Genomic DNA, 23051 nt, shown 5'->3' on the forward strand with positions numbered 1-23051 from the left:
TCAATTATGGTCCAGTCTTCTGGAACCGTTGTTTTTGACGGCTTCTGGCTTTTCATCGCTGCTTATTTCATGCCAAATTCGCCACCGTGGGCGTAGCGCCATCAGCGGGCCAATGCGCTACACTGCCGCGCTTGTACTGATAGAAGATTCTGAAGGGAAAACATGACGTTCAAGGCGCCGGACAGTCTCGCCGAGCAAATTGCTCACCACCTCGCCGAACGTATCATTCGCGGCGATCTCAAGCCTGGGGAGCGGATCCAGGAACAGAAAGTCACGCTGGCGCTCAATGTCAGCCGTGGTTCCGTGCGTGAAGCCTTATTGATCCTCGAGCGCCGTCACCTGATCGCGATCCTGCCGCGCCGTGGCGCCCACGTCACCGAGCTCACCGCGCACAAGGTGCAGAGCCTGTGCACGCTGATGGGCGAGTTGTACATTCTGCTCGGCAATGCGGTGGCCGAGGGCTGGAAGGTGCAGGCCGACATGGCGCCGTTCCTGCAGATCCAGCAGCGTCTGGTGAATAGTTTTGAGCGTCAGGACATCCGCGCCTTCGTCGAAGAAAGCTTCAACGTGATGCGCGCCGCGTACCCTTTTGCCAACAACCCGTATTTGCAGGAAACCGTCGAGAACCTGCAGCCGGCGATGAACCGCGCCTATTACCTGGCGCTGGATCAACGCAAGGCGTCCATGAGCGAGTACCTGGCGCTGTTCGAGCAACTGCTCGCTGCCGTGCTGGCGCGTGACCTGGCGCAGATTCGCCTGGTGCTGTCCGCCTATGGCCAGCGCAGTTGTTCATTGGTCATCGCTGCGTTGGCGGACGCCTAAACGTGCGGCTCAAGTGCATCAAACTGGCGGGGTTCAAATCCTTCGTCGACCCGACCACGGTGAACTTCCCCAGTAACATGGCGGCGGTGGTGGGGCCCAATGGGTGCGGCAAGTCGAACATCATCGACGCCGTTCGCTGGGTGATGGGCGAGAGTTCGGCAAAAAACCTGCGCGGCGAATCGATGACCGACGTCATCTTCAATGGCTCCACCAGCCGTAAACCGGTGAGCCAGGCCAGCATCGAGCTGGTGTTCGACAACTCCGACGGCACCCTGATCGGCGAATACGCGGCGTACGCGGAAATTTCCATTCGCCGCAAAGTGACGCGCGACAGCCAGAACAGCTACTTCCTCAACGGCACCAAGTGCCGGCGCCGGGACATCACCGACATTTTCCTCGGCACCGGCTTAGGCCCGCGCAGCTACTCGATCATCGAGCAGGGCATGATCTCCAAGCTGATCGAAGCCAAGCCCGAAGACCTGCGTAATTTCATTGAAGAAGCGGCCGGCATCTCCAAGTACAAGGAGCGCCGCCGCGAGACCGAAAACCGTATCCGCCGCACCCACGAAAACCTCGCCCGCCTGACCGACCTGCGCGAAGAGCTGGAGCGCCAGTTGGAGCGCCTGCACCGCCAGGCCCAGGCCGCCGAGAAGTATCAGGAATACAAGGGCGAAGAACGCCAGCTCAAGGCGCAACTCTCGGCCCTGCGCTGGCAGGCGCTGAACGATCAGGTCGGCCAGCGCGAAGCGATCATCGGCACCCAGGAAATCAGCTTTGAAGCGCTGGTGGCCGAACAGCGCAATGCCGACGCCAGCATCGAGCGTCTGCGTGACGGTCACCATGACCTGTCCGAGCGCTTCAATCTGGTGCAGGGGCGCTTCTATTCGGTGGGCGGCGACATTGCCCGTGTCGAGCAGAGCATTCAGCATGGCCAGCAGCGTCTGCGCCAGCTGCAAGATGATCTGAAGGAAGCCGAGCGCGCCCGCCTGGAGACCGAATCGCACCTGGGCCATGACCGCACCTTGCTGCTGACCCTCGGCGAAGAGCTGGACATGCTCACCCCCGAGCAGGAAATCACCAGCGCCGCCGCCGAAGAAGCCGCCGCCGCCCTGGAAGAAGCCGAAACCACCATGCACGGCTGGCAGGAGCAGTGGGACGCTTTCAACCTGCAATCCGCCGAGCCGCGCCGCCAGGCTGAGGTGCAGCAGTCGCGCATCCAGCAGTTGGAAACCAGCATGGAGCGTTTGGCCGAGCGTCAACGGCGTCTGCAGGAAGAGCGCGTGTTGCTCGCCGCCGACCCGGAAGACGCGGCGATCATGGAGCTGAGCGAGCAACTGGCCGAAAGCGAGATGACGCTGGAAGAGCTGGAGGCCAGCGAAGAACAACAAGTGGAGCGCCTGGAGCAATTGCGTCAGCAACTGCAACAGGCGACCCAGTCGCAGCAGCAGGCCCAGGGCGATTTGCAGCGGTTGAACGGCCGACTGGCGTCGCTGGAGGCCTTGCAGCAAGCCGCGCTGGACCCCGGCACCGGCACTGCCGAGTGGCTGCGCGACCAGCATCTGGCCGAGCGCCCGCGCCTGGCTGAAGGGTTAAAAGTTGAAGCGGGTTGGGAGCTGGCGGTAGAGACCGTGCTCGGCGCCGACCTGCAGGCTGTGCTGGTCGACGATTTTGGTGGCTTTGACCTGGCCGGCTTTACTCAGGGCGACCTGCGTTTGCTCAGCCCGGCGGCCGATGGCACGCGCGTGCCGGGCAGTCTGCTGGACAAGGTTGAGGCGGCGATTGACCTGTCGCCCTGGCTGGGGCAGGTCAAACCGGTGGATTCCCTGGAGCAAGCCCTGGCGCAGCGCGGCCAACTGGGCGCGGGCGAAAGCCTGATCAGCCGCGACGGCTACTGGGTCGGCCGCCACTTCCTGCGTGTGCGCCGTGCCAGCGAAGCGGAAAGCGGCGTATTGGCCCGTGGCCAGGAAATCGTCAACCTGAGCGCCGAGCGCGAGGAACGCGAAGCCACCCTCGAACGCCTGGAAACCGAACTGCAAACCCTGCGCGCCACCCAGCGCCAGCAAGAGACCGGCCGCGAACACCTGCGCCGCCTGTTGCAGGACGAAGCGCGCCAGCAAGGTGAACTCAAGGCCCAGCTGTCGGCGAGCAAGGCCAAGGTCGAGCAGTTGACCCTGCGCCGCACCCGTCTTGACGAAGAAGTGGCGGAGATGGGCGAGCAACGCGCCCTCGAGCACGAACAGATCGGTGAGGCGCGCCTGCAACTGCAGGAAGCCCTCGACAGCATGGCGCTGGACACCGAGCAGCGCGAACTGCTGCTGGCCCAGCGCGACAGCCTGCGCGAACGCCTTGACCGCGTGCGCCAGGAAGCGCGCCAGCACAAAGATCACGCTCACCAATTGGCGGTGCGCCTCGGTTCATTGCAGGCTCAGCACGCGTCCACGCGTCAGGCCCTTGAGCGCCTGGAAATGCAATCCGAACGCCTCACCGAAAAGCGCGAGCAACTGAGCCTCAACCTGGAGGAGGGCGAAGCGCCGCTGGAAGAGTTGCGGCTCAAGCTCGAAGAATTGCTCGACAAGCGCATGACCGTCGATGAAGAACTCAAGACTGCGCAAATCGCCCTGGAAGACGCCGACCGCGAACTGCGCGATGCGGAAAAACGCCGGACCCAGGCCGAGCAGCAATCCCAGTTGATTCGCGGCCAGCTCGAACAGCAGCGCATGGAATGGCAGGCCCTGACGGTTCGCCGCAAGACCCTGCAGGACCAGTTGCTGGAAGACGGCTACGACCTGCACGGCGTGCTTAATACGTTGACCGCCCAGGCCAACGAGAAAGAAGCCGAAGAAGAACTTGAACGGATCGCCGCGCGTATTCAGCGACTCGGCGCGATCAACCTTGCGGCCATCGACGAGTACCAGCAGCAGTCCGAGCGCAAACGTTATCTGGATGCCCAGGACGCCGATCTGGTGGAAGCCCTGGACACCCTGGAAAATGTGATCCGCAAGATCGACAAGGAAACTCGTAATCGCTTCAAAGATACCTTTGATCAGATTAATGGCGGTTTACAGGCGTTATTCCCGAAAGTTTTCGGTGGTGGCAGCGCTTACTTGGAACTGACGGGCGAAGATCTACTCGATACAGGGGTAACGATCATGGCGCGGCCTCCGGGCAAGAAGAACAGCACCATCCATTTGTTGTCCGGTGGCGAAAAGGCACTGACGGCATTGGCACTGGTATTTGCGATCTTCAAGTTGAACCCGGCGCCGTTTTGCATGCTCGACGAAGTTGACGCCCCGCTGGATGACGCTAACGTTGGACGCTACGCTCGGTTGGTTAAAGAGATGTCCCAGACCGTGCAGTTCATCTATATCACCCACAATAAGATCGCCATGGAAATGGCCGATCAATTGATGGGTGTAACGATGCACGAACCCGGCTGTTCGCGTTTGGTGGCGGTGGATGTGGAAGAGGCGATGGCGCTGGTGGACGCCTAGCGGCGAGTTGCTAGTTACAAGTGCTTGAGGCTTAAAGCTTGCAGCTTGAGGCTCACGGTTGACGGCTGGCGCAAGAGTTCTTCCATGTGGCCAAAACATGGCAAATCGACACATTTCGCGCCAACTGTGTAAAGTTATCGAAGGTCGTGCTAGTTTATTGTCAATTCCTCGTATGCGTGGGCAAAACGTCAGTCAGAACATAGAGTTGGCGCCACGTTTTAAAGCGGTTTGGATGTTGCTAAACCCCTTATTTTTCAGCATTTTTTATTAGAGGCACGGGATTACATGGAAATCGGTCTGCGCGAGTGGCTGATCGTCATCGGCATTATTGTCATTGCCGGTATTCTTTTTGATGGCTGGCGCCGCATGCGCGGTGGCAAGGGCAAGCTTAAGTTCCGTCTGGACCGCAACCTGTCCAACTTGCCTGACGATGATGGCAGCGCCGAACTGCTGGGGCCGCCTCGCGTGCTGGATACCCATAAAGAGCCGCAACTGGACGAACACGACTTGCCGTCGATGAGCGCGCCGGTGCGTGAAGCCCGTGAACCGTCTTCCAAACGCGGCAAACGCGGCAGCGCCGCAGTTGCCGAGCCGCATCAGGGCGACCTGAACCTTGACGTCGATGATGGCCCGAGTTTCAGCAGCCGTGATGATGATTTCCCCGACGAGACCCCAACCAAAAGCGCGCCACGCCAGTCAGTCAATGACCAGCCGGCCGCGGAAGAAGTCTTGGTGATCAGCGTGATCTGCCGCGACGCCGCCGGTTTCAAAGGCCCGGCGCTGTTGCAGAACATCCTGGAAAGCGGCTTGCGTTTTGGCGAGATGGATATTTTCCACCGTCACGAAAGCATGGCCGGTAACGGCGAAGTGCTGTTCTCCATGGCCAACGCGGTCAAGCCGGGCACTTTCGATCTGGACGATATCGACCTGTTCAGCACCCCGGCGGTGAGCTTCTTCCTCGGCCTGCCAGGCCCGCGTCACCCCAAACAAGCGTTCGACGTGATGGTGGCCGCGGCCCGCAAGCTGTCTCAGGAACTCAACGGCGAGCTCAAGGACGACCAACGCAGCGTCCTGACCGCCCAGACCATCGAACACTACCGTCAGCGCATCGTCGAGTTCGAGCGTCGCGCCCTGACACAGAAACGCTGAGGATTGGTCTTCAGCGTTGTCAGTAGAATAAGCGCACTAACATATTGAGCAGCTTCGGCTGCTCTTTTGCTTTCTGAGAGAACACCCATGACCGCCGCCCATACCCGCATCCTCCAATTGCGCGCTGAACTGGATCAGCACAACTACCGTTACCACGTGCTCGACGAGCCAAGCATTCCGGACGCCGAGTACGACCGGCTGTTCCACGAGCTCAAAGCCCTGGAGGCCGAGCATCCGGATTTGGTAACGCGTGATTCACCGACGCAGCGGGTCGGCAGTGCGGCGTTGTCGGCGTTCACTCAGGTCAAGCACGAAATACCGATGCTCAGCCTCGGTAACGCTTTTGACGAAACCACCATGCTCGAGTTTGATCGCCGGGTCACCGAAGGCCTCGACCTGCCGGTGGGCGATCTGTTCGGCGGTGGCGCGGCGGTGGAATACAGCTGTGAGCCCAAACTGGATGGCCTGGCGGTCAGCCTGCTGTATCAGGAGGGCGAACTGGTGCGCGGCGCCACCCGTGGCGATGGCACGACGGGCGAAGACATCAGCGTCAACGTGCGCACTGTGCGCAATATCCCGCTGAAGCTGCACGGCAGCGGCTGGCCGGCGACCCTGGAAGTGCGCGGCGAAGTGTTCATGTCCAAGGCCGGTTTCGAGCGCCTGAATGCCTCGCAGCTGGAAGTCGGCGGCAAGACCTTCGCCAACCCGCGCAACGCGGCGGCTGGCAGCCTGCGCCAGCTGGACTCGAAGATTACCGCCAGCCGCCCGCTGGAGTTCTGCTGCTACGGCATTGGCCAGGTCACCGCAGACATCAGTGACACCCATATCGGCAACTTGAAGCAGTTGCAGAAGTGGGGCATGCCGATCAGCCACGAACTGAAGCTGGCCAAGGGTATCCAGGAATGCCTGGACTACTACCGCGATATCGGCGAGCGGCGTAACGGCCTGGCTTATGAGATCGACGGCGTGGTGTTCAAGGTCAACAGCATTGCGGCCCAGCGTGAGCTGGGTTTTCGCGCGCGTGAACCGCGCTGGGCCATCGCGCATAAATTTCCGGCCATGGAAGAGCTGACTGAACTGCTCGACGTCGAATTTCAGGTCGGTCGTACCGGCGCCGTCACTCCCGTTGCACGCCTCAAGCCGGTCAAGGTCGCGGGTGTGACCGTGTCCAACGCCACCTTGCACAACATGGATGAAGTCGCGCGCCTGGGCCTGATGATCGGCGATACGGTGATCATCCGCCGCGCCGGTGACGTGATCCCGCAAGTCGTCTCGGTGGTCACCGAACGCCGCCCGGAAAACGCCCGCGCGGTGCAGGTCCCCGAAAGCTGCCCGGTGTGTGGTTCCCACGTGGAGCGCACGCAACTGGTCAAGCGCAGCAAGGGCAAGGAAACCGTCAGCGAAGGCGCGGTGTACCGTTGCGTCGGGCGTCTGGCCTGTGGCGCGCAGCTCAAGCAGGCGATTATCCATTTCGTCTCGCGCCGTGCCATGGACATCGATGGCCTGGGCGACAAAACCATCGAGCAGCTGGTGGACGAAAAACTCATCGGTTCGCCGGCCGACCTCTACACACTCAAATACGAGCAGATCATCGACCTGGAAGGCTTTGCCGATATTTCCAGCAAGAAGCTGATCACCGCCATCGAAAACAGCAAGACCCCGACCCTGGCGCGCTTTATCTACGCCTTGGGCATCCCGGATGTGGGCGAGGAGACTGCCAAGGTGCTGGCGCGCTCCCTGGCGTCTCTGGAGCGTGTGCAGAAGGCCTTGCCGGAAGTGCTGACGTACTTGCCGGACGTGGGCCTGGAAGTGGCGCACGAGATTCACAGCTTCTTTGAAGACAGCCATAACCAGGAGGTGATTGGCGCGCTGCTGTCGCCGGAGCAATGCGGCCTGCAATTGCAGGATCAGGGCGACCTGAGTGCCGAGTTCGCCGCCAGCACCACCTTGGGCGGCTTGCTCGACAAGCTGCACGTGCCCAGCGTTGGGCCGGGCGCTGCGCAGAAACTGGCGGATAAATTCGGCTCTCTGGAAGGCGTGATCGAGGCTGACTGGCTGGACATGCGTCAGGCACTGCCTGAAAAGCAGGCCAAGGCCGTGCGCGAGTTTTTTGATAACCAGGACAATGCCAACCATGCCCTGGCCATTGAGCAGCAGCTCAAGGACTTCGGCATGCACTGGCAGAGCGAGAAGAAGGTCGTCGAAGGCTTGCCCGAAGCAGGGCACACCTGGGTACTCACCGGCTCTCTGGAGCTGATGAGCCGCGATGTGGCCAAGGACAAACTCGAAAGTCTGGGCGCCAAGGTGGCCGGTTCGGTCTCGGCGAAAACCCACTGCGTGGTGGCCGGGCCGGGCGCCGGCTCGAAATTGGCCAAGGCCAGCGAGCTGGGCTTGAAGGTGTTGGACGAAGAAGCGTTCGTGGCATTCCTGGCCAAGCACAACATCACGGTCTGATGGCGCGTGTGGGGAGTGAGCCTTTTGTTGTGGCGAGCGGGCTTGCCCCGCGTCGGGCTGCGCAGCCGCCTCGCCTGTGGAACGATCTCTCACGGGAAATGATCTAGTCTTGGTCACCCAGGGAGAGATCGCCATGTTCCGCTACTTTGAGCAACTCAGTTCACGCATCGCAGCACCCTTCACGGCGGGCGCATCTCGTAACAGCAAAGTCTGGCAGTGCCGCTGTGGCCAGTCCCTGTTCTTTCGCAACAGCCAGTGCCTGGCGTGCCAGGCGCTGCTCGGTTATCAGCCGCAGCAAAGCCGCCTATCGTCTTTACAGCCGGGCCCGGTTGTCGGGACCTGGCTGCAAGACGACAACCTTGACGCCGGCGCCTTCCGTCGCTGTGCCAACCTCGACACTCCCGCCGCCTGCAACTGGCTGATCCCGGCGCACAGTACGGCGCCGCTGTGCGTGGCGTGCAGTCTGAACCGCACCATTCCCGACCTGTCGATTGCGCAAAATCATGAGCGCTGGCGCAAAGTCGAAAACGCCAAGCGCCGCTTGGTCGCGCAATTGATCAGCCTCGGCCTGCAAGTGGTGCCCAAGAGCGTCGATGAAGACAACGGCCTGGCCTTCGATTTTGTCGGCGTCGACCTGGAAGGCAATGCTCCCATGACGGGCCACGCCAACGGTCTGATTACCCTCGACATCAAGGAAGCCGACGACGCCCACCGTGAGAAAGTCCGCGTACAAATGCGCGAGCCTTACCGCACGCTGCTTGGGCACTTTCGTCATGAGGTCGGCCATTACTACTGGGACCGCCTGATCGCCGATACCCACTGGCTCGAACCCTTTCGCGCCTTGTTCGGCGACGAACGCGCCAGCTACGCCGATGCCCTCGACCATCATTACCAGAACGGCCCGCGCCCCGACTGGCAGCAAACCTGCGTCAGCGCCTACGCCACCATGCACCCCTGGGAAGACTGGGCCGAAACCTGGGCCCACTACCTGCACATGATGGACGCCGTCGACACCGCCCTGGGCTTTGGCATGAGTGCCCGTGAGATGGACCTGGATTACCAGCCGTTTCCCCTCAGCACCCTTTACGACCCTGAGCACCCAGGCGGTGCGGCGTTCCTGTCGTTCGTCAACGCCTGGATCGAACTGGCCGGCATGCTCAACGAACTGTCGCGCAGCATGGGCCAGCCGGATTTTTATCCCTTTGTGCTGCCGCCGGCAGTGATCGCCAAGCTGCACTTTATTCACCTGGTCATCCAGGAAGAGGGCGGCAAGGCAGATGAAGCCGTGATTCTGTAGCGGCACAAGTGCTTGAGCCCCTTGATTTTTTAATCCTGAACCAACGGTTGTAACTTCCGATGAGATCGGTACAATGGCGCGGCTTGCCGAGAGGCGAGCGTCGTTATGGTGACCCCATCGGTCCCCCCGCAACGATTACCCGTGAACCTGGTCAGAGCCGGAAGGCAGCAGCCACAGCGGGAACATTGTGTGCCGGGGTGTGGCTGGTGGGGTTGCCTCCATAACGCTCTCCCGCAACACCCTCTGTTTCAAATCAAAAAATGTCTCTTCAGTCATCTGCCCATCTGTAGTGTGCAGCGATGACGGCTTTTTGCTGGACAACCTTCGACCGTCTGCTAGCGTCAATCATGCGTTTTTTTCAAAAAATGACCGTGGTGCTGGAGTAGTAAAGAAGTGATGGCACTCCTTCAATCAGAAAGGATGATTGCCATGCACAGCCTCCAAGGTTTACCCAGTCGTATCAGCGGTTCCGTCGGCACCCCCGGCAAGGCCCGCAATGATTCTGATGATGTTCGATCCATTCAGAATCTATTCAACCTGATCACCCCCAAACCCACGTCGCCTTTGCTGGTGGATGGCAAGTGCGGCCCGCTGCTGGTCCAGCGCATCAGGGACTATCAATCCAGTCGTCTGAAGGTCGCCACCCCCGACGGCGTGATTGACCCGGCAGGCCGAACGTTCAGCACCCTGCTCGAAGACGCGCGCCAGGCAATTCCCGTGACCCCGGCCAACGACTCGGCCGGTGCCGCTGCCGCCCCAACCCCGCCACGCCCTCCGGCGCCTGCTCCCGCCCCAGCAGACACACTGCAGTTGGTTACAAAAGCCACCTGTGATGGACGTGTGACGCTGACCGACGCTGACTTTCAAAGCGCCGCGACAGCACTGGGCAGCGGTATTTCGGTGAACATCATCAAGGCCTTCGCCACTGTGGAATCGGGTGGGCGATCCGGCTTCGGCCCGGCCCAGATGCCGGTGATCGCGTATGAAGGCCACATCTTTCGCAAATACACCCAGCAGAAGTACGACAAGGCCTATCCGTTGCTGTCATACGCCTACCGGGAGAAAGCCGGCCCGCAATGGAAAGCCAACAACAAAACCCAGGCGGTGGCGTGGCAGACCCTGGCCGATGCGTTCAAGTTAAATCAGGAGGCGGCGTTGATGTCGGCGTCGTACGGCATGTTTCAGATCATGGGCTTCAACTTCGCCGCTTGCGGTTACAAGAGCGTCTTCGATTTTGTCAGCGCGATGAAACTCAACGCCGGCCAGCAACTGATGGCGTTCGTCGGCTTTTGCCGCAAGAACCCGACGTTGTTCAAGGCCATGAAGAACAAGGACTTCGCGGGCATGGCCGCCCAATACAATGGGGCGGATTATGGCGATTACGACAAGCGAATCCAGAAAGCCTTTGAGGCGCTGGAGAGGAAAAAGTAGCCGTGCATGACGGTTGTTTCACAACGTGCAAAGCGCCCACTGGACAACCCAAAACCATCTTGTTAGTTTCCGCCAGCCGCTTGTTTCAAGGTGTAACAAGAGCGCTGCATTGATATTGAAGTGCCACCACTTCTTTAACTTACAAGGATGTCAGTGATGAAAAGCCTGCAAGGGTTGCCCCGTCTTATCAGTGCTTCGGTGGGCGCGCCGGGTAAAGCGCGCAACTTGCCTGCCGATGTTCAGTGCATCCAGTATTTATTCAATTTGATCATTCCCAAGATGGGTTTTCCGCTGGCCGAAAACGGCAAGTGCGATGGCCAGTTGGTGCAGTGCATCAGCCAGTATCAGTTTCGCCACCTTAAATACGCGCACCCCGATGGGGTGATCGACCCCACCGGCCGTACGTTCAACAGCTTGATCGAAGAAGCGATGAAAGTGCCGGTGAAGGCGTTTCCGACGATGCGCATTCCAAGCTTTCTCAACGCGTTCGGCAATAACAACGCCGATGCGGTGCAGGCTACGGTCAATGTGTACCTGGACCGCATGCGTGCGATGGTCGAGGCCGAGCGACGCAACCGGCAATTGATGCTCCAGCCCACGTGCGACGGCGGCATGACGCTCACCGAAACCGACTTCCAGAACGCCGCCACGCAGTTGGGCAGCGGTATTTCGGTGAATATCATCAAGGCGTTCGCCACTGTGGAGTCCGGCGGGCGTTCCGGTTTCGGGCCGGCCAAGTTGCCGGTGATCGCTTTTGAAGGGCACCTGTTTCGCAAGTACACCAAGCACATCTATGACCAGGCACACCCACTGCTGTCGTATATCTACGTGAGGAAGGCCGGGCCACAGTGGCAAGTCAACAACAAGGACCAGGCCAAGGCCTGGGAAACCATGGCCACCGCCTTTGCGCTGGATCAGGAAGCGGCGTTGATGTCAGCGTCCTGGGGCATGTTCCAGATCATGGGGTTCAACTACGCCTCCTGTGGTTACAAGACCGTGTTTGAATTCGCCGCGGCATTAAAGATCAATGCCGGCAACCAATTAAAGGCGTTCCTCGGTTTTTGCAGTAAAAGCCCGGCGTTGATCAAAGCCATGAAAGACAAAGACTATGTGGCCATGGCGCGCAACTATAACGGCGAGGATTACGGCGACTATGACCGCCGTATCAAGAAGGCCTACGAAGCACTGGAAGGGAAGAAATAAGATGATGCGTTTTCTGGCAGTGGGTGTTTTGTCGTTGTGCGCTATCGCGCCTGCATGTGCAAACGAAACAGCCTTGCACTCAGGCAAGTACGAAGGGCTGATGCTGGCGGTCACCCCTGAGCATCAAGTCGAAGGTTTCTACTCGGAGGAGTTGGGTGAGGGCGTAACCCGCACCTGTACGTTTTACCTGCAAGGCGCGCCCGACGCGCTGACGACCTGGGTCGATGACGCCTACCCTGGCAGCGTGACGGCCTCGTCCGACGGCGTGACGCTGACCGTGGAACAAGGCCGCCAGCACCCCGGTTGTCTCAGCGTGCTGATGCCGGAAATCGCTACCGGGCTGGACCTGACCCAAACCGCCCGCAAACAGTGGATCGGCCTGGTGACGGTCACTGCCGACAAGGCTTACCTGCTCAAAACCCCTGGCGACAACGCGGGCAAGCATCCGTATATCGTCAAGGACGATGTGGTCGGCGTACTGGCTTACAAGGATGGCTGGGCCCAGGTTGAATTCACCAATGCCAAGGACCGCTCGTTCACCGGCTGGATCCGCCAGGATCAATACAGCCGCCTGACCGCGCCCAAAAGCTGATCCGCGACCCTCTACGCTCACGCAAAGGCGGCTGTTGAGGTAGCATGCGCCCCCCGTAGACATGGAGGTCCCGTATGCGTTTTCCTGCCGTCGCCTGGTTGTCCGAGCTGGCGTTTTGTTTGCCCGGCTGCGTGATGATCCCTTATGAAAGCCCTGAAGCCCGAGCCAGGATCGAACACGACCTGGGCATCGCACCGGCCGATATCATCGGGATCACCGAGACCAACTGGTGCTATTACACCTACGGGATTGCGGAGATCTGCCATCCCGTCCAGGGCTTGGGAGTTCTGACGAAAAAGGGCTTTATTCTCAGCCTTTACCAGGACAAGTCCTACCTGCCAGTCAGGACCCTGCGTGTCGATGAGGTGATGTGCGCAAAAGTGACGGATGGGCGCGGCAAACCCGAAACCTTCTACGTGTTTACCCACGATGATGCCTTCATGCTTGCCCCGATCACCCCGCGTGGCGCAATCAACGTCCCGATGAAGGACAAGATCTTCGATTACCTGTTGAGCCATCAGCAGAAGGTGTTCACCGGTATCGAGGGCTCATTTGTGAAGCTCACCGGCAATCGGGTGCTGCGCTATGTAACGGTGCCGGGCTACAAACCAGGGATGGCGGCTGTGGATGAGTTTGCGATCGTCAACCCGTGCCTCGGCGCGCAGCAGCCAGAGCCTGCTGCGCAGCACTGAGCCAACCCCTGCGCCGCAACGTGTCATGCACGTTGCGGCATTTTTACGCCCGGGGTTCAGGCCTTGTTGCGGTTGAACAGCTTGCGGATCACGGCAAACAGCGCCACAACGCCGACCACCAGGAACTTCTTCGCCGCCAGCAGAAAGATGCCGATCTTGGCAAACAACCCGGCCTTGGCCGCTATCCCGCCGGCCACCAGGGCCGCCAGGCCGTAAGTGGCCAGCTTGTCGGTCTTGGGGTTGAAGTCGGTGTACAGGTTGCCGTCGGTAAAGTTGGTAAAGGCCAACACCTTGGGCATTTCCTGCTTGATGGTGGGCAGGTCGGCCATGGCGGCGACGGCGTTGAGTTCCAGTACGCCTTCACGGCCCAGCACGCGGATGCTGTAGTTGAGGGTGGTCTGCTGGGCGTCGTCGGCTTTCAGCTCGCGGGCCCAGTACATTTTGTGAGTGGTATCGTCGTAGCGCGGCGGTTCGGCCCAGCCCAGCAGGTGCAGGCCGGCGTAGCCTTGTTTCTGGCGTTGCTGGTTGTCTTCCTCGTCTTCTTCCTGCATCTGCTTGAGCAGTTCGGCGTAGTCGATTTTCGCCGCATCCTCGTCGGAAACGTGCCCGTCAGCCTTGTAGCTGACGATCACGCCCCAGCCGCGTTCCGACAACGGGCTGACTGCTTTTGGCACGATCATGCCCAGGGTCTTGAAGCCGGGTGGGTTGCCCCAGCCATCGGTCAACAGGCGCTCGGTGTCGGCGGGATCGAGGTAGTAGAACTCGTCGTTGAGCTTGAGCGTGGCAATGCCACTGGGCAGCGTGACCGTGCCGGTCTTCTGCTTGAGTGAGGCGAGGAAGTGTTCAGCCGTTTCAGCCGGCGCGCTGGCTTCGGCGGGCGCGGGCGCAGGGGCAGCAAAGGCAGGTAGGGCAGACAGGCTCAGTGCAGCCGCCGCCATCAACGCGCGGAAGTAATTCATGGTAGTCCCTTACATTTTGAATTAATTTCGCGGAAGAATACTGAAATTCGCTGCCCGGGTCAGCCAAAAGTCTCGCGCAGCAGCCCGGCAAACGCGTCCCGCGCCAAGTGCCGCTGGGTGTCCTTGTGCCAGAACAGCAGGTTGTCCACGGCCTGCAGCTCTTCAAACCGGTAGGAGGCCAACTGATTGGCCTGCTCATAACGGGCCAGGATGCCTTCCGGCGCCAATGCCACGCCAATTCCCGCACTGACACAACCGATGATCGTGCCCCAGCTGGCGTAGCTGGCGATGCTCGGTTTGAAAGCATGCGGTTTGACCCAGTTCTCCAGCGCCGCCCGATACGGGCAACCCGCTGGCCATACCAGCAGCGTTCGACCGGCCAGGTCTTCGGCGCTGGTGATCGGGGCGCTGGATGCGCTGGCGATCAGCACCAGGCGTTCGCTGTAGACCACGCTGTGTTCAAGCTTGGCGCGTTTGCCACCACAGGCCACCAGCGCCACATCGAGGCGATGGTGTTGCAGGTCGTCCAGCAACTGCGCCCAGGCGCCGGTGACCAGTTCGAGCGAGACGTCCGGGTAGCGCCGATGGTATTCCGCCAGCAAGGGCGGCAGGCGGCCGCTGGCGCTGGATTCCACTGCGCCGATGCGCAAGGTGCCGCGGGGGATGGCGTCGGCATCCACCGCACGTTTGGATTCGTCTACCAGCGCCAGAATGCGTTCGCAGTAGTCCAGGAAGATTTCCCCGGCGGCACTGATCGCCAGCCCACGCCCGGCACGGATAAACAAGGGCGTGCCCAACTCGCTTTCCAACTGCTTGATCCGCGTAGTGATGTTGGACGGCACGCAATGCAATTGCAGGGCGGCCTGGGCCACGCTGCCGGTTTGCGCCACGGCTCGCACCATTTTCAGTTGGGCCAGTTCCATTGCTCAGTTCCAGTGATTTCAGAAGTCAGAAACGCTTAATTGTCCTGCGCCTTGCCTGGGCCAAGACTGACGGCATCCCACTCAGTTGCCGGACGTCGCCGATGAATACCCCGTCACCCGCAAAGCTTACGCTAGTCATCGCCGGCGTCATCCTCTGTTGGGCCTATTCGCCGATTGGCGTGCACATGGGGTTGCACAGCTACAGCCCCGGCCAGTTGGCGTTGCTGCGCTTTCTGATTGCGTCGGTGTTCATGGGCGGTGTGGCATGGGCGGTGGGCATTGGCCGGCCGCGTTTGCGCGACCTGCCGTGGTTACTGGTGCTGGGGTTCTTCGGCGTGTTTTTGCACCACACCAGCCTCAATTATGGGCAGCAATGGGTGACGGCGGCGGCGTCGAGCGTGCTGGCGCAGTCGGCGCCACTGTTCAGCGTGCTGATCGCGAGTTTGTGTTTGAAAGAACGCGTCAGTGCCTGGCGCTGGGGTTGTGTGTTGCTGGGCTTGCTTGGCGTGCTGGTGGTGATCTGGGGCGATCATGGCGTGGGCGATATTGACCCGCGCGGTTTGCTGATTGTGCTGGCGGCGGTGTCATGGAGTGTGTATTTCGCCATCCAGAAGCACTATGCCCATCGCTACAGCCCGCTGACCATGGCGTGTTACATGGTGTGGGCGGGCACCCTGATGCTGTGCGTGAACCTGCCAGGCCTGGCTGATGCCGTGCAGCAGGCACCGGCGCCGGAAAACCTCGCGGTGCTGATACTTGGCATTTTCCCCAGCGCCCTGGCGTACCTTGCCTGGGCCTATGTGTTGAAACACGTCGAGGTCAGCCGAGCGTCGGTGGCGATGTACCTGATCCCGCCGGTCGCCATGATGATGGCCGCGACGCTGCTGGGCGAGCACATTGCCATGCAGGTGATGCTGGGCGGTGTGATGGTACTGGCCAGCGTGGCGGCCATCGGCCTGGAGGGCCGCTGGCGGTCAGTCGCTCAGGCAGAACGCGCGCAGCCGGTGGCCGTCGAGGTCCTGGGCGACAAAGGTGTAGCCGAAATCCAAAGGGGTCGGTGACTGAATGATGGTTGCGCCACGCGCCACCCACTGAGCGTGCAGGGTTTCTACGGCGGCCTGGTCTGGCAGGCAAAAGCCCACTTCGCCGCCGCCGCCGGTCATCCGGGCCCCTGGCTCCACCGTGTGGCGCGACCACAGCCCCAGCTTTACGCCGTTGTCGAGCATGAACAGGGCAAAGGTGGGGTTCAGTTCAAGCGGCGGCCTATCCAGCAGGCGGCTATAGAAGTTGGCACTGGTGGCCGGGCTGTCGACGTAGAGCAGGAAGTAATGGGCGACGGTGGGCATGCAGGCTCCTTGGAAATGGGCGGTCAAGTGCGCCCAGTCTAAGGGGATGCCCTGTCAGTTCTTGTCAGGAGTGAGCGGTGATCGCGCACCTTCGCCGGTGTACAGGCTGATGATGTCGTCGATTTCCCCCGACATCTTCATCTGCAGCAGCGTACGCAAGATCCGCTGTACCGGCACGTTCGGGTCGTTGCGCACGATGCAACCCAGGCTTTGCTCGTCGATGATTGCGACCTTTTGCAGCCGCTCGTTCGGCGCCAGGTTCAAATTGAAGCGCTCGAGTATCCATTCGTTAATGACGGCGTATTCAAAACGCCCGGCGACCAGCTTTTGCAGCACCAAGGCTTCGCTGCGCGAGTCGTCACGGGTGAGCTGGCCTGTGGCAAACAGTGGGTCGAGGACAGCGTAGCGGTAGTTGAGCACCGTGCCGATCGGCTGAGGCGTCAGCGTGCCCACGTCTGCAGGCTGCGGCGCCGTGTGGCGGCCTACCAGCACATTGCGTTGCACCATCAGCGGCACGCTCCAGGTGTAGTCGCCGGACAGGCTGTCGACCCAGGTTTGGGCGACATAACAGCGCACATCGATGTCGCCATGCGCCATGGCGTTGGCGATGCGTGCCCGCGCCAGCACGTGAAACTCGGCCGGGCGCCCGACCTGGGTGGCCAGGCTTACCATCAAGTCATACAAAATACCCTGGGTGGGCTGGCTGTCCTCCACCTGGGCCATGGGCATCGCCCAGCTGTCGGAAACCGAGAAACGCAACGGCGCAGGTGCCGCGAGGCTGGCAAGGGAAATCATCCATAAGGCGCCCAGGACTACGCGCATACACACTCCGGGTTCAGGCCTTTGCGGGGCCATTGAGCAGAGCTTAGTCAGATTAGACGAGCGTGCCGGATGCAATTTCCCCCTTGCTCCGCTAGCATTACCGGCTTCCGCTTCCCAGTTGCGACGGTTTTCGATGAGTTATCAGGTTCTTGCACGTAAATGGCGTCCGCGCTCGTTCCGCGAAATGGTCGGCCAGACCCATGTGCTCAAGGCTCTGATCAATGCCTTGGACAGCCAACGGCTGCACCACGCCTACCTGTTCACCGGCACGCGAGGGGTGGGCAAGACCACCATTGCGCGCATTATCGCCAAATGCCTGAACTGTGAAACCGGTATTACTTCGACGCCTTGCGGCACGTGTTCGGTGTGCCGCGAGATCGATGAAGGGCGTTTTGTCGACCTGATCGAGATCGACGCCGCCAGCCGCACCAAGGTCGAAGACACCCGCGAGTTGCTCGATAACGTGCAGTACGCACCGAGCCGTGGCCGCTTCAAGGTCTACCTGATCGACGAAGTGCACATGCTTTCCAGCCATTCCTTCAACGCGCTGTTGAAAACCCTGGAAGAGCCGCCGCCTTACGTCAAATTCATCCTGGCCACCACCGACCCGCAGAAACTTCCTGCAACGATCCTGTCGCGGTGCCTGCAGTTTTCCCTGAAAAACATGACCCCTGAGCGTGTGGTCGAGCATTTGACCCACGTGCTGGGTGTCGAGAACGTACCGTTCGAAGACGACGCGCTGTGGCTGCTTGGCCGCGCGGCCGATGGTTCGATGCGCGATGCCATGAGCCTCACCGACCAGGCCATCGCCTTTGGCGAAGGCAAGGTGATGGCCGCCGACGTGCGCGCCATGCTCGGTACCCTCGACCATGGCCAGGTGTTCGACGTGCTGCACGCGCTGATCGAGGGCGACGCCAAGGCGTTGCTTGAAGCGGTGCGCCACTTGTCGGAACAAGGTCCGGACTGGAACGGCGTGCTGTCGGAAATCCTTAATGTCTTGCACCGCGTTGCGATCGCCCAGGCGTTGCCTGAAGGTGTCGACAACGGCCATGGCGACCGCGACCGCGTATTGGCGCTGGCCCAGGCTTTGCCGGCCGAAGATGTGCAGTTCTACTACCAGATGGGCCTGATCGGGCGCCGCGACCTGCCGCTGGCGCCGGACCCGCGCGGTGGCTTTGAAATGGTCCTGCTGCGGATGCTGGCGTTCCGACCGGCGGATTCGGCCGACGCGCCGAGACAGCCGCTAAAGCCAGTGGGGATCAGCCAGGCCACAGTTGATTCCGCCAAACCAGTGGCTGGTGCGGCAGTGGTCGCGCCAGTCGTTGCTGCGCCTGCGCCCGTGGCTCCCGCGCCTGAGCCCGTAGTGGCTGCGCCCGAGCCGGTGGCGGCTGCGCCGGCCATCGCGCCGGTGACTGAGCCCGAGCCCGAAGCCGTGGTCGACCTGCCGTGGAATGACCCGGTAGACGCCGAACCCGACGTCGAATTGCAACCTGCCGTGGAGCCCGTGCTGGAAACCAGCGGTGAGCAGCCCGAACTGACGCCGATGCCGACGCCCACCCCCGACAGCGCGGTGCCGGACGCACCCGAGTGGGTGTCTGCTCCGGTTCCAGAGCCGACCGTCGCCCAGGTTGAGGCCGCGACACCCGGCATCGACCTCGATGACGAACCGCCGCTGGACGAAGATTACATCGAACCGGACATGGATTCGGCCTACAGCTACCTCGATGACCTGGCCAGCGAACACACCGCTGAGCCTGCACCCGAGCCCGAGGCGGAACCCGCTGCGGCCCCGGCCACCGGCCTGGCGCTGCAATGGCTGGAGTTGTTTCCGAAGTTGCCGATCTCCGGCATGACCGGCAGCATCGCCGCCAACTGCACCTTGATTGCCATCGATGGCGATCACTGGCTGTTGCACCTGGACCCGGCGCACAGCGCGCTGTTCAACGCCACCCAGCAACGCCGGCTCAACGATGCATTGAACCAGTACCATGAGCGCACGCTGACCATCACCATCGAGTTGATCAAGCCCGAGCAGGAAACCCCCGCCCAGGCCGCGACACGCCGACGCATCAACCGTCAGCGTGATGCCGAGCACTCGATCCAGGCTGATCCGCTCATCCAGCAAATGATGCAACAGTTCGGTGCGGTCGTGCGTCACGATACTATTGAACCTGTCGAAGCCCCGGTGCCCCAAGCGTCATGACACCGGGCTATTAATTGATCCACGTACTTTTGAGGTGATTCCCATGATGAAAGGTGGCATGGCCGGCCTGATGAAGCAGGCACAGCAGATGCAGGAAAAGATGGCCAAGATGCAGGAAGAACTGGCCAACGCCGAAGTCACCGGTAAAGCCGGTGGCGATATGGTTAGCGTGGTGATGACCGGTCGTCACGACATCAAGCGCGTGAGCATCGACCCAAGCGTATTGCCAGGCACCAGCGAAGATGACCTGGAAATGCTTGAAGCGCTGTTCGCCGCGGCCGTCAACGACGCCGTGCGCAAGATCGAAGCCAACAGCCAGGACAAAATGTCCGGCGTGACCGCTGGCATGCAACTGCCGCCGGGCATGAAGATGCCGTTCTGATGGTCTAGCCTTGGCTAGCATCAAATGCCAGGCCCAGTGCCTGGCATTTTTGTTTGTGCCGATCCAATCGAACCCTGGCGTGGCAAGCATGGTCTGCACCCTATACCGACGCATTCGATAAAGGACCCCCCTCATGCCTCAAGAACCTATTCTTAACCAGCGCATCGTTCTGGTCTCGCGCCCGCAAGGTGCGCCAACCCCGGAAAACTTTCGCCTGGAGCGCGTGAACCTGCCGGAGCTGGCAGACGGCCAGGTGCTCTTGAAAACGCTGTACCTGTCGCTCGACCCGTACATGCGCGGCCGCATGAGCGACGCACCGTCCTACGCCGCGCCGGTGGGAATCGACGAGGTAATGACCGGTGGCGCTGTCAGCCGTATCGAGCAGTCGCGTAATCCAAAATTTGAAGTGGGCGACCTGGTCGTCGGTTCCACGGGCTGGCAGAGCCACAGCATCTGCGACGGGAGCAACCTGATGCCGGTGCCCAATGGCCTGGCCAGCCCGTCGATGGCGCTGGGTGTGCTGGGGATGCCGGGCATGACGGCGTACATGGGGTTGATGGACATCGGTCAGCCCCAGGCCGGCGAAACCCTGGTGGTCGCGGCGGCATCCGGCGCAGTCGGCTCAGTGGTGGGCCAGGTGGCCAAGCTCAAGGGCTTGCGCGTGGTGGGCATCGCCGGTGGCGCGGACAAGTGTCGCTACGTGGTGGACGAACTGGGCTTTGACGCCTGCATCGATCACAAGAGCGCCAACTTTGCCCATGAGCTGGCGCTGGCGTGCTTCAACGGCGTGGACATCTATTATGAAAACGTCGGTGGCAAGGTCTTCGACGCGGTGTTGCCGCTGCTCAATCCCAAGGCGCGGATTCCCTTGTGCGGCCTGATTGCCGGCTACAACGCCCATGAAGCCCCAAGCGGCCCCGACCGCCTGCCCGCGTTGCAACGCACGTTGCTGACCAAACGCGTGCGCATCCAGGGTTTTATCGTGTTTGACGACTACGGCGATCGCCAGCCCGAATTCCTCAGCGCCATGGCACCGTGGGTGCGGGACGGCAAGATCAAGTTCCGCGAAGACGTGGTAGAGGGCCTGGAGCAGGCGCCCGAAGCCTTTATCGGTTTGCTTGAGGGACGCAACTTCGGCAAGTTGGTGGTACGCGTCGCGCAGGATTGACCATTTGACGCTAATCCGGGGCGCGGGTATAAACCGCGTCTCGTTGTTTTGTCGGACCATTCGCTCATGAGCTTCAGCCCCCTGATTCGCCAACTGATCGACGCCCTGCGCACCTTGCCGGGTGTCGGTCAGAAAACCGCCCAGCGTATGGCGCTGCAACTGCTGGAGCGTGATCGCAGCGGTGGCACCCGGTTGGCCCAGGCCTTGAGCCAGGCCATGACCGGTGTGGGCCATTGTCGCCAGTGCCGCACCCTCACCGAAGAAGACTTGTGCCCGCAATGCGCCGACCTGCGTCGCGACGACACGCTGCTGTGCGTGGTGGAAGGGCCGATGGATGTGTACGCGGTGGAGCAGACCGGTTATCGCGGTCGCTACTTCGTGCTCAAGGGCCACTTGTCGCCGCTCGATGGCCTGGGCCCGGAAGCCATCGGCATTCCGCAGCTGGTGGCGCGCATCGAAGAGCAGGGCACATTCACCGAGGTGATCCTGGCGACCAACCCGACGGTGGAAGGCGAAGCCACCGCGCATTACATCGCCCAGCTGCTGACCAATAAAGGCTTGATCACCTCGCGCATTGCCCATGGTGTGCCGTTGGGCGGCGAGCTGGAATTGGTGGACGGCGGGACGCTGGCGCATTCGTTTGCAGGCCGCAAGCCGATCGCCCTCTAAGCCACACTGCTGTTCAAAATGTGGGAGCTGGCTTGCCTGCGATGGTGGAGTGTCAGGCGACATCGACGTCTCTGATCCAACGCCATCGCAGGCAAGCCAGCTCCCACAGTGGTTTTGTGGTGTAAGTGGGATCTTGAAAACCAAGCAAGCGCTTGGTAAGTTCGCTCCACCCCACTGTGGAGCTTGCCGATGCCTGCCTATCAGGACTACTTCGACCCCAGCCACCAATTGGTCCGCGACAGCGTGCGCCGTTTTGTCGAGCGCGAGATGTTGCCGGGCATTGAGCAATGGGAGGAAGCGCAGAGCTTTCCTCGTGAGCTGTACCTCAAGGCCGGCGCGGCGGGAATCCTGGGCATCGGTTACCCCGAAAGCCTGGGCGGCAGTCACGAAGGTGACCTGTTCGCCAAGGTCGCCGCCAGCGAAGAGCTGATGCGCTGCGGCTCCGGTGGTGTGGTGGCCGGCCTGGGTTCGCTGGATATCGGCCTGCCACCGGTCGTCAAATGGGCGCGACCCGAGGTGCGCGAGCGCGTTGCGCCTCAGGTATTGGCCGGTGAGAAGATCAGCGCGCTGGCGGTCACCGAGCCGGGTGGCGGCTCCGATGTCGCCAACCTGCAAACCCGCGCCATCCGCGATGGCGAGCATTACCGCGTGAGCGGCAGCAAAACCTTTATCACCAGTGGCGTGCGTGCCGACTTTTACACGGTCGCGGTGCGCACGGGTGGGCCGGGCTTTGGCGGCATCAGCTTATTGCTCATCGAGAAAGACACGCCCGGTTTCACGGTCGGCCAGCCGCTGAAGAAAATGGGTTGGTGGGCGTCGGACACGGCTGAGTTGTTCTTCGACGATTGCCGTGTGCCGGTGGGCAACCTGATTGGCGTCGAGAACATGGGGTTTGCCTGCATCATGGGCAACTTTCAGAGTGAGCGCCTGGCCCTGGCGCTGATGGCCAATATGACCGCGCAGCTTGCATTGGAGGAGAGCCTCAAATGGGCCACCCAGCGCGAAGCGTTCGGCAAACCCATCGGCAAATTCCAGGTGCTCAAGCACCGGCTGGCGGAAATGGCCACGGCGGTGGAGGTTTCGCGGGAATTCACCTACCGCCAGGCGGCGAAGATGGCGGCCGGCAAAAGTGTGATCAAGGAGATTTCCATGGCCAAGAACCTGGCGACCGACACCGCCGACCGCGTGACTTATGACGCGGTGCAGATCCTGGGCGGCCAGGGTTACATGCGTGGCAATTTAGTGGAGCGGCTGTACCGCGACAATCGCATCCTGTCCATCGGCGGGGGGACGCGCGAGGTGATGAATGAAATCATCAGCAAGCAAATAGGGCTTTGATTGGTGGTGGTCTTTCCCACGCCTCGCAAGCAAGCCAGCTCCCACATTGGAACGCGGTCACTTGTGGGAGCCGGGCTTGCCCGCGATGAGGCCCTAATAACAGACGCCTC

At 61.2% G+C, this 23051-nt stretch carries 19 protein-coding genes and 1 other RNA gene; 16 read left to right on the top strand and 4 right to left on the bottom strand.

Translation table 11 applies throughout. The features are described from left to right. Nucleotides 1-162: 162 nt before the first annotated feature. From AACU78_RS13460 to AACU78_RS13505, 10 genes are all read left to right on the top strand, one after another. Nucleotides 163-822 (top strand): GntR family transcriptional regulator, encoded by a 660-nt coding sequence (locus AACU78_RS13460; RefSeq protein WP_106576322.1) that lies wholly within the window; start codon nucleotides 163-165, stop codon nucleotides 820-822. A 2-nt stretch (nucleotides 823-824) separates the two neighbouring features. Continuing rightward, complete coding sequence (smc, locus tag AACU78_RS13465; RefSeq protein ID WP_106576323.1) at nucleotides 825-4313, top strand: chromosome segregation protein SMC; 3489 nt, start codon at nucleotides 825-827, stop codon at nucleotides 4311-4313. Nucleotides 4314-4598: 285 nt separating this feature from the next. Then, on the top strand, nucleotides 4599-5462 hold the full coding sequence (zipA, locus tag AACU78_RS13470; RefSeq protein ID WP_034119293.1) for a cell division protein ZipA: 864 nt from the start codon (nucleotides 4599-4601) through the stop codon (nucleotides 5460-5462). An 87-nt stretch (nucleotides 5463-5549) separates the two neighbouring features. Next, nucleotides 5550-7916: an NAD-dependent DNA ligase LigA gene (gene ligA, locus AACU78_RS13475; RefSeq protein WP_106576324.1), complete on the top strand. Its 2367-nt coding sequence runs from the start codon at nucleotides 5550-5552 to the stop codon at nucleotides 7914-7916. Nucleotides 7917-8049: 133 nt separating this feature from the next. Then, the gene (locus AACU78_RS13480; protein ID WP_106576325.1) at nucleotides 8050-9213 is read left to right on the top strand and encodes a zinc-binding metallopeptidase family protein; all 1164 of its coding nucleotides are present in this window, start codon (nucleotides 8050-8052) and stop codon (nucleotides 9211-9213) included. Between the two features lie 115 nt (nucleotides 9214-9328). Further along, nucleotides 9329-9425, top strand: an RNA gene (gene ffs, locus AACU78_RS13485) — signal recognition particle sRNA small type. A gap of 217 nt (nucleotides 9426-9642) precedes the next feature. Beyond that, nucleotides 9643-10644: an N-acetylmuramidase family protein gene (locus AACU78_RS13490; RefSeq protein ID WP_106576326.1), complete on the top strand. Its 1002-nt coding sequence runs from the start codon at nucleotides 9643-9645 to the stop codon at nucleotides 10642-10644. 156 nt (nucleotides 10645-10800) lie between these two features. Further along, nucleotides 10801-11847 (top strand): N-acetylmuramidase family protein, encoded by a 1047-nt coding sequence (locus AACU78_RS13495; protein ID WP_106576327.1) that lies wholly within the window; start codon nucleotides 10801-10803, stop codon nucleotides 11845-11847. Between the two features lies 1 nt (nucleotide 11848). After that, nucleotides 11849-12439 carry a hypothetical protein gene (locus tag AACU78_RS13500; protein ID WP_106576328.1) on the top strand — a complete coding sequence of 197 codons (591 nt, stop codon included), beginning with the start codon at nucleotides 11849-11851 and terminating at the stop codon, nucleotides 12437-12439. Nucleotides 12440-12513: 74 nt separating this feature from the next. Beyond that, nucleotides 12514-13131, top strand: coding sequence for a hypothetical protein (locus AACU78_RS13505; protein ID WP_106576329.1), 618 nt, complete (start codon nucleotides 12514-12516; stop codon nucleotides 13129-13131). Nucleotides 13132-13187: 56 nt separating this feature from the next. On the opposite strand, the gene AACU78_RS13510 is transcribed toward AACU78_RS13505, so the two are convergent. Both AACU78_RS13510 and AACU78_RS13515 read right to left on the bottom strand, forming a co-directional pair. Next, nucleotides 13188-14090, bottom strand: a complete 903-nt coding sequence (locus AACU78_RS13510; protein ID WP_106576330.1) for a DUF2167 domain-containing protein — start codon at nucleotides 14088-14090, stop codon at nucleotides 13188-13190. A gap of 59 nt (nucleotides 14091-14149) precedes the next feature. Beyond that, nucleotides 14150-15013, bottom strand: a complete 864-nt coding sequence (locus AACU78_RS13515) for a LysR family transcriptional regulator (protein ID WP_106576331.1) — start codon at nucleotides 15011-15013, stop codon at nucleotides 14150-14152. A gap of 101 nt (nucleotides 15014-15114) precedes the next feature. Between AACU78_RS13515 and AACU78_RS13520 the strand changes: the two genes are divergently transcribed. Beyond that, on the top strand, nucleotides 15115-16074 hold the full coding sequence (locus tag AACU78_RS13520) for a DMT family transporter (protein ID WP_106576332.1): 960 nt from the start codon (nucleotides 15115-15117) through the stop codon (nucleotides 16072-16074). Here AACU78_RS13520 and AACU78_RS13525 read toward each other — a convergent pair. Then, nucleotides 15988-16359: a VOC family protein gene (locus AACU78_RS13525; protein ID WP_106576333.1), complete on the bottom strand. Its 372-nt coding sequence runs from the start codon at nucleotides 16357-16359 to the stop codon at nucleotides 15988-15990. The genes AACU78_RS13520 and AACU78_RS13525 overlap by 87 nt on opposite strands. Nucleotides 16360-16413: 54 nt before the next feature. Then, a complete protein-coding gene (locus AACU78_RS13530) occupies nucleotides 16414-17181 on the bottom strand; it encodes a substrate-binding periplasmic protein (protein ID WP_106576334.1) in 768 nt (255 codons plus the stop codon). A 133-nt stretch (nucleotides 17182-17314) separates the two neighbouring features. Here AACU78_RS13530 and dnaX point away from each other — a divergent pair, with 133 nt between their 5' ends. From dnaX to AACU78_RS13555, 5 genes are all read left to right on the top strand, one after another. Then, nucleotides 17315-19384 (top strand): DNA polymerase III subunit gamma/tau, encoded by a 2070-nt coding sequence (gene dnaX, locus AACU78_RS13535; protein ID WP_106576335.1) that lies wholly within the window; start codon nucleotides 17315-17317, stop codon nucleotides 19382-19384. Nucleotides 19385-19427: 43 nt separating this feature from the next. Beyond that, nucleotides 19428-19766, top strand: coding sequence for a YbaB/EbfC family nucleoid-associated protein (locus AACU78_RS13540; RefSeq protein ID WP_083357362.1), 339 nt, complete (start codon nucleotides 19428-19430; stop codon nucleotides 19764-19766). A 133-nt stretch (nucleotides 19767-19899) separates the two neighbouring features. After that, nucleotides 19900-20934 carry an NADP-dependent oxidoreductase gene (locus AACU78_RS13545; protein ID WP_106576336.1) on the top strand — a complete coding sequence of 345 codons (1035 nt, stop codon included), beginning with the start codon at nucleotides 19900-19902 and terminating at the stop codon, nucleotides 20932-20934. A 66-nt stretch (nucleotides 20935-21000) separates the two neighbouring features. Further along, nucleotides 21001-21603: a recombination mediator RecR gene (gene recR / locus AACU78_RS13550; protein WP_106576337.1), complete on the top strand. Its 603-nt coding sequence runs from the start codon at nucleotides 21001-21003 to the stop codon at nucleotides 21601-21603. Between the two features lie 189 nt (nucleotides 21604-21792). Beyond that, the gene (locus tag AACU78_RS13555; protein WP_106576338.1) at nucleotides 21793-22941 is read left to right on the top strand and encodes an acyl-CoA dehydrogenase family protein; all 1149 of its coding nucleotides are present in this window, start codon (nucleotides 21793-21795) and stop codon (nucleotides 22939-22941) included. The last annotated feature ends 110 nt before the right edge of the window (nucleotides 22942-23051 follow it).

This window comes from Pseudomonas sp. R9.37 (genome assembly GCF_963878885.1).
GTDB lineage: Bacteria > Pseudomonadota > Gammaproteobacteria > Pseudomonadales > Pseudomonadaceae > Aquipseudomonas.

Bases quoted from the DNA above. Each gene is read 5' to 3' on its own strand.
- AACU78_RS13460 (WP_106576322.1), top strand. From the start codon at position 163: ATGACGTTCAAGGCGCCGGACAGTCTCGCCGAGCAAATTGCTCACCAC.
- zipA (WP_034119293.1), top strand. From the start codon at position 4,599: ATGGAAATCGGTCTGCGCGAGTGGCTGATCGTCATCGGCATTATTGTC.
- ligA (WP_106576324.1), top strand. From the start codon at position 5,550: ATGACCGCCGCCCATACCCGCATCCTCCAATTGCGCGCTGAACTGGAT.
- AACU78_RS13480 (WP_106576325.1), top strand. From the start codon at position 8,050: ATGTTCCGCTACTTTGAGCAACTCAGTTCACGCATCGCAGCACCCTTC.
- AACU78_RS13490 (WP_106576326.1), top strand. From the start codon at position 9,643: ATGCACAGCCTCCAAGGTTTACCCAGTCGTATCAGCGGTTCCGTCGGC.
- AACU78_RS13495 (WP_106576327.1), top strand. From the start codon at position 10,801: ATGAAAAGCCTGCAAGGGTTGCCCCGTCTTATCAGTGCTTCGGTGGGC.
- AACU78_RS13500 (WP_106576328.1), top strand. From the start codon at position 11,849: ATGATGCGTTTTCTGGCAGTGGGTGTTTTGTCGTTGTGCGCTATCGCG.
- AACU78_RS13505 (WP_106576329.1), top strand. From the start codon at position 12,514: ATGCGTTTTCCTGCCGTCGCCTGGTTGTCCGAGCTGGCGTTTTGTTTG.
- AACU78_RS13510 (WP_106576330.1), bottom strand. From the start codon at position 14,090: ATGAATTACTTCCGCGCGTTGATGGCGGCGGCTGCACTGAGCCTGTCT.
- AACU78_RS13515 (WP_106576331.1), bottom strand. From the start codon at position 15,013: ATGGAACTGGCCCAACTGAAAATGGTGCGAGCCGTGGCGCAAACCGGC.
- AACU78_RS13520 (WP_106576332.1), top strand. From the start codon at position 15,115: ATGAATACCCCGTCACCCGCAAAGCTTACGCTAGTCATCGCCGGCGTC.
- AACU78_RS13525 (WP_106576333.1), bottom strand. From the start codon at position 16,359: ATGCCCACCGTCGCCCATTACTTCCTGCTCTACGTCGACAGCCCGGCC.
- AACU78_RS13530 (WP_106576334.1), bottom strand. From the start codon at position 17,181: ATGCGCGTAGTCCTGGGCGCCTTATGGATGATTTCCCTTGCCAGCCTC.
- dnaX (WP_106576335.1), top strand. From the start codon at position 17,315: ATGAGTTATCAGGTTCTTGCACGTAAATGGCGTCCGCGCTCGTTCCGC.
- AACU78_RS13540 (WP_083357362.1), top strand. From the start codon at position 19,428: ATGATGAAAGGTGGCATGGCCGGCCTGATGAAGCAGGCACAGCAGATG.
- AACU78_RS13545 (WP_106576336.1), top strand. From the start codon at position 19,900: ATGCCTCAAGAACCTATTCTTAACCAGCGCATCGTTCTGGTCTCGCGC.
- recR (WP_106576337.1), top strand. From the start codon at position 21,001: ATGAGCTTCAGCCCCCTGATTCGCCAACTGATCGACGCCCTGCGCACC.
- AACU78_RS13555 (WP_106576338.1), top strand. From the start codon at position 21,793: ATGCCTGCCTATCAGGACTACTTCGACCCCAGCCACCAATTGGTCCGC.